Source organism: Mycobacterium sp. (assembly GCF_035314665.1).
Lineage (GTDB): Bacteria > Actinomycetota > Actinomycetes > Mycobacteriales > Mycobacteriaceae > Mycobacterium.
The window spans coordinates 1-7,933 of record NZ_DATFZD010000178.1 but is presented as its reverse complement, the minus strand read 5'-3'; the positions used below and the strand labels follow the sequence as shown (position 1 = coordinate 7,933).

General features: G+C 63.0%; 9 protein-coding genes. 4 read left to right on the top strand and 5 right to left on the bottom strand.

Annotated elements, in window-relative coordinates:
* From VKI00_RS14105 to VKI00_RS14090, 4 genes are all read right to left on the bottom strand, one after another.
* A partial coding sequence (locus tag VKI00_RS14105) for an MCE family protein (protein WP_324438320.1) occupies positions 1-807 on the bottom strand: 807 nt, incomplete at its 3' end.
* 11 nt (positions 808-818) lie between these two features.
* Complete coding sequence (locus VKI00_RS14100; RefSeq protein WP_414687194.1) at positions 819-1,676, bottom strand: ABC transporter permease; 858 nt, start codon at positions 1,674-1,676, stop codon at positions 819-821.
* Positions 1,677-1,701: 25 nt separating this feature from the next.
* Positions 1,702-2,511: an ABC transporter permease gene (locus VKI00_RS14095; protein ID WP_324438318.1), complete on the bottom strand. Its 810-nt coding sequence runs from the start codon at positions 2,509-2,511 to the stop codon at positions 1,702-1,704.
* A 161-nt stretch (positions 2,512-2,672) separates the two neighbouring features.
* Complete coding sequence (locus VKI00_RS14090) at positions 2,673-3,878, bottom strand: CoA transferase (protein ID WP_324438316.1); 1,206 nt, start codon at positions 3,876-3,878, stop codon at positions 2,673-2,675.
* A gap of 358 nt (positions 3,879-4,236) precedes the next feature.
* On the opposite strand from VKI00_RS14090, the gene VKI00_RS14085 reads away from it, so the two are divergent.
* From VKI00_RS14085 to VKI00_RS14070, 4 genes are read left to right on the top strand one after another with little or no spacing between them, the layout of a single operon-like run.
* The gene (locus VKI00_RS14085) at positions 4,237-4,938 is read left to right on the top strand and encodes an SDR family NAD(P)-dependent oxidoreductase (RefSeq protein ID WP_324438314.1); all 702 of its coding nucleotides are present in this window, start codon (positions 4,237-4,239) and stop codon (positions 4,936-4,938) included.
* Between the two features lie 12 nt (positions 4,939-4,950).
* Positions 4,951-5,823: a mycofactocin-coupled SDR family oxidoreductase gene (locus tag VKI00_RS14080; protein WP_324438312.1), complete on the top strand. Its 873-nt coding sequence runs from the start codon at positions 4,951-4,953 to the stop codon at positions 5,821-5,823.
* A gap of 9 nt (positions 5,824-5,832) precedes the next feature.
* Positions 5,833-6,036 (top strand): ferredoxin, encoded by a 204-nt coding sequence (locus VKI00_RS14075; RefSeq protein WP_324438311.1) that lies wholly within the window; start codon positions 5,833-5,835, stop codon positions 6,034-6,036.
* A complete protein-coding gene (locus tag VKI00_RS14070) occupies positions 6,033-7,397 on the top strand; it encodes a cytochrome P450 (protein ID WP_324438309.1) in 1,365 nt (454 codons plus the stop codon). The genes VKI00_RS14075 and VKI00_RS14070 overlap by 4 nt, the downstream gene beginning before the upstream one ends.
* A 4-nt stretch (positions 7,398-7,401) precedes the next feature.
* Here the strand turns inward: VKI00_RS14070 and VKI00_RS14065 are convergent.
* A partial coding sequence (locus VKI00_RS14065) for an acyl-CoA dehydrogenase family protein (protein WP_324438307.1) occupies positions 7,402-7,933 on the bottom strand: 532 nt, incomplete at its 5' end.

Genomic DNA, 7,933 nt, shown 5'->3' with positions numbered 1-7,933 from the left:
CAGATGGAAGACATCCGTCAAACCCTTCCGGTTGGCGGACAGGACGTCATTGCCGACGTCGGCCAACCCGATCGCGCTAACCAGCAGCGCGTCGAGGTTGTGTTGCTCGTCGACGATCGACTTGCTGATCTTCACCGAGTTAGCAACGGTTTTCACCAGGTCCGGCGCCGCGTCCGCGTAAGCGTTGAATACCGGCGTGGAGACCGCGATGTCGTGGCTCAGCGCCGGAAGGCTCGGATCGAATTTTGCCAGAAACGAATCCAGATCGCTGAACGCCTGACCGATCTTTTCGCCCCGGCCGCTGAGCGCCTGCCCGATAGCCCCAAGGGTCTCGTTGAGCTTCGCTGGGTCGAGCGTGCCCAGCACCGCTGTCAGATGCTGAAACACCGTGTTGATCTCGACCGTGACGTGTTGGCTATCGAGTACCTGACCGGCGTGTAGGGAATGCGCCGACGGTTCAGCCGGCGGTACCAGCTCGACGAACTTGGCGCCGAAAACCGTTGGCGCTGTGATGTCGACGAGCACATTGGCCGGAATCAGGTGCAGATCGGAGGGATACATCGCCAAGTGCAGAACCGCTTGACCGTTCGGCCGCGACTCGATCGAATCGACCTTACCCACTTGCACGCCGCGCATCTTCACCTTCGCGTCCGGGTTCATCACCAGGCCGGCCCGCGACGAAAGCACGATAACAGGCACGCTTTCGGTGAAGCTGCCCTGGAACAAGCCCACCGCGACGGCGACGATCGCGGCAATAACAGCCACAGTCACCAGACCCGTCAGTGCGCGTATCCCAGTGTGTTCCATCGAATCCTTCCCTATCCCGAGAGGTTGAAGTTTCCGTTCGAGCCGTAGATCGACAGCGAAATCAGCAGCGTTACCGATACGACGACGATGAGCGAAGTGCGGACCGCATTGCCCGTTGCCACCCCGACACCCTCCGGTCCACCTGATGCGAAATATCCGTAGTACGTATGTAGCAACAGGACGGCGAGCGCCATCAAGACGGCCTGCAAGAAGGACCACAACAAGTCGATGGGGTTCAAGAAGGTATCGAAGTAGTGGTTGTACAGACCACCCGATTGGCCGAACAGGACAACAGTGGTGAATTGGCTTGCCAGGAACGACAAAATGACGGCAATGCTGTAAAGCGGGGTGATCGCGAGCATCCCCGCCACGATCCTGGTGCTGACTAGATACGAAATCGGCCGAATTGCCATTGCTTCCAGCGCATCGATTTCTTCGCTGATCCGCATCGCACCCAATTGCGCGGTCACGCCGGCACCGAAGGTGGCCGCCAAGCCGATCCCGGCGACCACCGGCGCCGAAAGGCGGACATTGATGAATGCCGCCAGGAACCCGGTCAGCGCCTCGATACCGATATTGCCCAACGAGCTATAGCCCTGCACCGCGAGCGTTCCGCCGGCGGCCAGCGTCAGGAATCCGACGATCACGACCGTCCCACCAATCATCGCCAATGTTCCTGCGCCCATGCTGATTTCGGCGGTCAGCCGGATAATCTCCCGCCCGTAGCGGGTGATCGCGAAAGGGATGCCGGCAAGCGCCCTGCCGTAGAACACGGTGTGGTCGCCGATCGAGCCCAAAAGGCCGACGGGTCGGCGCCACGCCCCGAGCACGCCGAATGTTCGGGGGTAGGTCGCTCTTAACGACTTCACCAACGTCACGGCATCTCTCCCACCATCACTTCGTCGAGAATCGGATGCCGACCGCGGTAACGACCACGTTGACGACGAACAGCGCCATGAACGCGTACACCACGGTTTCGTTGACGGCGTTGCCCACCGCCTTGGCTCCCCCGCCCGACACTGTCAGCCCGCGATAGCACGCCACCAAACCCGCGATGATGCCGAACAGCGCCGCCTTGACGCAGGAGATGATTACTTCGGGCACACCGGTCAGCAGTGTGATCCCGGCGGCGAACGCGCCCGGGTTGACGTCCTGCACGAACACCGAGAACACATAGCCGCCGACGATCCCGATGATGACGACCAGGCTGTTGAGCAACAGCGCGACCAGACCGGCCGCCAGCATCCGGGGCGTCACCAACCGCTGGACCGGATTGATGCCCAGCACCTCCATCGCGTCGATCTCTTCGCGGATGGTGCGCGAACCAAGATCCGCACACATCGCCGTCGCACCGGCACCGGCCACAATCAACACCGTCACCAACGGGCCGACCTGAGTGACCGCGCCGAACGCCGCACCCGCACCACTGAGATCCGCGGCGCCCAATTCGCGCAACAAGATGTTGAGAATGAAACTCACCAAAACTGTGAACGGGATGGCCACCAACAACGTCGGAACTAACGCAACACGCGCGATAAACCAGGACTGCTCGAGGAACTCCCGCGCCTGAAACGGTCTGCGGAAGACAAACCTGATCGCGTCGGCCGACATCGCGAACAGGCCGCCGACGGACTGCATCGCGCCAGACAAGCCACTTGGCAGGCTGATGCCTGAAGACCAGCGCTCGGCCCCCTTAGTCGCCATCGGTGCCCACCATCCCCACGCCAGTCCCTCCGTATCGTTCGCGTGAGTTGGCGCACCCGACAACGCGGGCCGGACAATCCCCACTTTTATGAAGCGTCCGGCGATTATGACTCATGCCGCATGCGGCGGGAGTGAAAATTGACAACCGAGGGACCTCCGAATTAAGTGACGGCACCGATAGTTTTGAGCTCGATGATGCGGTCCCAATCGAGTCCGAGCTCCATCAAGATTTCGTCGGTCTGCTCGGCGAAGCCGGGAGCCGGCCCGGACTTCGGTGCGGCCACGTCGAATTGCACCGGGTTGGCAACCAGCTTGAGTTCGCCTGCCTGCACGACATATTCGTTGGCCCGGATCTGAGCGTCGTTGGCCGCCTGCAAGGTGTCCTGCACCGGTGCCCACGGCCCGGCCAGCGTCGCGAAGCGTTCGCTCCATTCCGCAAGCGTGCGTGTGCCGATCGCCTTGCTGAGAACCTGCACCGCCTCTGCGGTATTGGCGGCGATCTTTTCGTCGGTGTCGAAGCGCGGGTCGTCTGCCAGTGCTGGTTGATCGATATGGCGGCACACATCGGCCCAGAACTTACTGGCTTGCATCATCACAAAGGAGATGTAGCGGCCGTCGGATGTCGCATAGAGACCCACCAGCGGATTGATCGGCGAGCCGTGCACACCGGGCGGGAACGCCTCCATCCGCTGGCCGAGATGCACTGTCAGTGCCACTGTGTGTCCGAGCGACCAAAGCCCGCTGCCCAGCAGCGAGACGTCGACGATCGACGGTTCACCGGTGCGCTCCCGTTTGAGCAGCGCCGCCGCGATGCCGCCGGCGAGATTGGTGCCGGAGATGGTGTCGCCATAGGCGGGTCCGGGCGGACCGACCATGCCTTCCGTCCCGGGCGGGGTGATGGTGGCGGCGGTTCCGGCCCGACACCAGAACGCCGTCATGTCGTAGCCGCCCTTTTCGGACTCCGCGCCGCGTGGGCCGAGCGCGCTGCCCCGGGCATAGATGATGTTGGGTTTGACCGCGCGGATGTCGTCGACGTCAATGCCGAACTTCTTCCGGTGTCCTGGCAGGAAGCTGGTCAAGAAGACATCCGAGCGGCGAGCCAACTCGTAGAGCACTTCTCTGCCTTCCGGCACCGACATATCGAGGCCGACGCTGCGTTTGCGCCGGTTGGCATGCTCGATGTTCGGGTTGGGATCGCCCTCGACGCGCAACAGGCCGGTCTGCCGCAAACCGCGCTGCGGGTCACCGGTCACCGCGTGCTCGACCTTGACGACGTCCGCGCCCCACTCGGCCAGCACCGCGCCCGCCGACGGGACGAAACCGTACATGGCGACCTCGAGAACGCGGATGCCTTCCAGCGGCCCCATCACGCCACCCGCGGAACGGGGCGGTCAGCATTGGGCTCGGACCCGCCCTCCGCCGGTGGGCTATCAGCCACGGTGGTGGTGGCCGCGTCCCGCGATGGCATACCGGTCTCCTCAACACGTGGATAATTTCATTCTCATCCCGGGCGAATCTTACATTCCGAGTACGAGAATTCAACCAAACGAAAGAAACGAGACTGCCATGCTCGTAACACGTCCGGAGGTCCGGAATTCCCAGTATCTTCGCAGGAAGAACGGGGTTTCTGGGCCGCCTTGCGAGCCGCTGTAATGTGAGAGTAAGGTTCTCATAATTGGAAGGGAGATTCTTTGTGCCTGAGACCCTCTCTGCCGGAGTGCCCGCGTGACAACAGCCGTCGTCACCGGGGGTGGCTCCGGAATCGGCTTGGCGGTCGCTGAGCGTCTCCGCAAGGACGGCTATCAAGTAGCGACCGTCGACCTCAAACCGTCCGAGACGCCATTCGCTTTCACCGCCGACGTGACCGACCGCTCGCAGGTGGACGCCGCGCTCGCGGCCGTCCGCGGCCAACTCGGCCCGATCACCGTTCTGGTCAACGCCGCGGGCCTGGACGGGTTCAAACGCTTCAACCACATCGCGTTCGAGGATTGGCAGCGGCTGATCGACGTCAACCTCAACGGCGTCTTCCACATGATCCAGGCGGTGCTGCCCGACATGCTGGAGGCCGGCTGGGGTCGCATCGTCAACATCTCCTCGTCGAGCACTCACTCCGGTGCCCCGTATATGGCTCACTACGTGGCGGCTAAATCCGCGGTCAACGGGCTGACCAAATCGCTGGCGCTCGAGTACGGACCAAACGGCATCACGGTCAACGCCGTGCCGCCGGGTTTCATCGACACCCCGATGCTGCGGAGCGCCGAGGAAAACGGCCACCTCGGCGACATCGAGAAGACCATCGCCGCAACGCCGGTGCGCCGGATGGGCAGGCCCGAAGACATCGCCGCGGCCTGCGCCTTCCTGGTGTCCGAGGAGGCCGGCTACATCACCGGTCAGATACTCGGGGTCAACGGCGGCCGAAACACCTGAGAGGACACTCTGTTGGGACGGACTGAAGGCCGGGTAAAAGGAAAAACCGCGTTTGTCACGGGTGCGGCGCGCGGGCAGGGCCGCTCTCACGCTGTGCGGTTGGCCGAAGAAGGCGCCGACATCATCGCGGTCGACCTGTGCCGTGACATCGACACCATCGGATACCCGATGGCCACGCCGGAGGACCTCGACGAGACCGCCCGACTGATCGAGAAGACCAACCAGCGAGTGGTGATCGCGCAAGCCGACGTCCGGGACGCCGCAGAACTGCGAACCGCATTGCAGACCGGCCTGGCCGAATTCGGCACTCTCGACATCGTGGTGACCGCGGCCGGCGTCGCCGGCATGAAAGGCCAGCCGCCGTTGCAGGCTTGGTGCGACGTGATCGACACCAACCTGATCGGGACGATCAACGCGATTCAGGTTGCGCTGCCCCATCTTCGGGAAGGCGGGTCGATCATCGCGACCGGATCCACCGCCGCCCTGATGGACACGTCCAAGAAGGACGCCCCCGGCAACGACCCGGGCGGGATGGCTTACGTGCACTCCAAGCGTGCACTGTCGAGCTATCTGCACGACCTGGCCACCGAGCTTTCGGCGTTCGGAATTCGCGCGAATGTCATTCATCCGACGAACACCAATACCGACATGCTGCAGAGCGAGCCGATGTACCGTTCGTTCCGGCCGGATCTGGAAAACCCGACTCGCGCCGACGCCGAGCCGGTTTTTAGTGTCCAGCAGGCGATGAAGATTCCTTACGTCGAGCCGGAGGACATCAGCAATGCCGTGCTGTGGCTGGCCTCGGACGAGGCCCGATATGTGACAGGTATGCAGCTGCGCGTCGACGCGGGCGGATACCTCAAGTGGTACGACTACCGGACCTAGGGGAAAGTTGTGAAAGTTCGGGTTGATTCGGATCGCTGCCAGGGGCACACGCTGTGCTCGATGATCGCGCCGGATTCTTTTGTGCTTGACGATATCGAAGGTCATTCGTCGGCAGTCTCGGAAGACGTTCCGCCCGACCAGGAGGACGCCGTCCGGGAAGCCGCTCAGTCCTGCCCGGAGCAAGCCATCACGATTACGGAGTCCACATCGTGAGCGTCGACGACATGGTGAGCGACAGCGATCGCAAGAAGAACCGCTATCACTTCGACCGGCACACTCCGGAGTACCGGGGCCAGTTCGAGAAGATCACCGAAGAGATGCACGAAAAGTGCCCGGTCGCCTGGACCGACACCTACGACGGCCACTGGGTGGCCGGCGGCAGCCAGGCGGTCTTCGAGTTGGCCCGCTGCCCGGTCGTCTCCAACGACCACGACATCAACGGCGAACGACAAGGCTATAAAGGTATTTCGATCCCGACGGCCAAACGCGCGAGCGGGGTGCGGGGCGGCATCCTGGAGATGGATGAGCCTGAGCACCGCATCTATCGCAACGAGCTCAACCCTTATCTGTCACCCGCCGCGGTCAAGCGCTGGGCGCCCTTCATCGACGACGTGACGCGTGCGTGTCTCGACGAAAAGATCGAAGAAGGCCACATCGACTTCGTCGACGATCTCGCCAACGTCGTGCCGGCTGTGCTGACTCTGGCGATGCTGGGGATCCCGCTGCACAAGTGGTCGATGTATAGCGAGCCGACCCATGCCGCGCTATATACACCGGAGCACTCCCCCGACCTCGACCGTGTCAACGCGATGCATCGGGAAATGGGGTTGGATCTGCTGAACAACATGATTGAGATCAAGGAAAACCCACGGCCGGGAATCGTCAACGCGCTCATTAAGATGCGGATCGACGGCGAGCCCGCTCCCGACCTCGAGATCATGGGCAACCTCGGACTGGTCATCGGCGGCGGCTTCGACACCACCACCGCGCTCACCGCGCACTCGCTGGAATGGCTTTCGCAGCATCCCGATGAACGCGAGCGGCTCAGCCGCGAGCGCGACAGCCTGTTGGATTCCGCCACCGAGGAATTCCTGCGCTACTTCACGCCGGCGCCCGGCGATGGACGCACCTTCTCCGATGATGTGGAAATCGAAGGCACGCAGTTCAAAGAGGGCGAGCGGCTGTGGATCTCCTGGGCGATGGCCAACCGCGACCCGTCGGTGTTCAACGAACCCAACAAAATCATCATGGACCGTAAAGGCAACCGCCACTTCAGCTTCGGTCTCGGCGTGCATCGCTGCGTCGGCTCGAACGTGGCACGTACCGTGTTCAAGTCCATGCTCACCGCGGTGCTGGACCGGATGCCGGACTACCAGTGCGACCCGGAAGGCACCGTGCACTACGAGACCATCGGTGTCATCCAGGGCATGCGACACCTGCCGGCGACCTTCACCCCCGGCCGCCGTGTTGGCGCGGGCCTGGATGAAACCCTGGCGAAGCTGCAGCGGATCTGCGATGAGCAGCAACTGGCGCTGCCCATCACCGAACGCAAAGAAGCAGCCGTTATCGACTGACGGTCTAGCGAGCGGGCAGTCCGAGCACGCGCTGCGCGATGATGTTGCGCTGGATCTCCGACGTGCCGCCGGCGATCGTGCCGGAGAAGCTGCGAGCGTAGCGCTCGAACCAGCTGCCGAAGTAGTGGTCGAGGTTCATCGGCTCGTACCGACCGGTCAGCGCGGGATGCGTCAGGCCGTCGGAACCCGCAGCGGACAGCGCATTTTCGCATGCTTGGCGTTCCGCTTCGGAGCCGAGCAGCTTGAGCACCGACAGCGCGGGCACATCCTCTTCGCCGCGAGCGTCGCGCGCCAGGGCCACCGATCCGAGCAGGCGCAGTGCAGAAAAGTCCATCAGCGTAGTGGCGTACTGGTCACGTTCGAGCGCGTTGGTGGGATGGAAGTCGGCGAGGACGTTGTCCAGCCGATCGGCGAAGCCCAGCCACATCATCGTGCGTTCGTGACCCAGTGACCCGTTGGCCACCCGCCAGCCCTGATTCAGTGGGCCGACCAGGTTCTCGGCGGGCACTCGCACATCGGTGAAGAACACCTCGTTG

Coding starts and splice junctions, on each gene's coding strand:
- VKI00_RS14090 (WP_324438316.1), bottom strand. CDS start 3,878: ATGGGGCCGCTGGAAGGCATCCGCGTTCTCGAGGTCGCCATGTACGGT.
- VKI00_RS14095 (WP_324438318.1), bottom strand. CDS start 2,511: ATGGCGACTAAGGGGGCCGAGCGCTGGTCTTCAGGCATCAGCCTGCCA.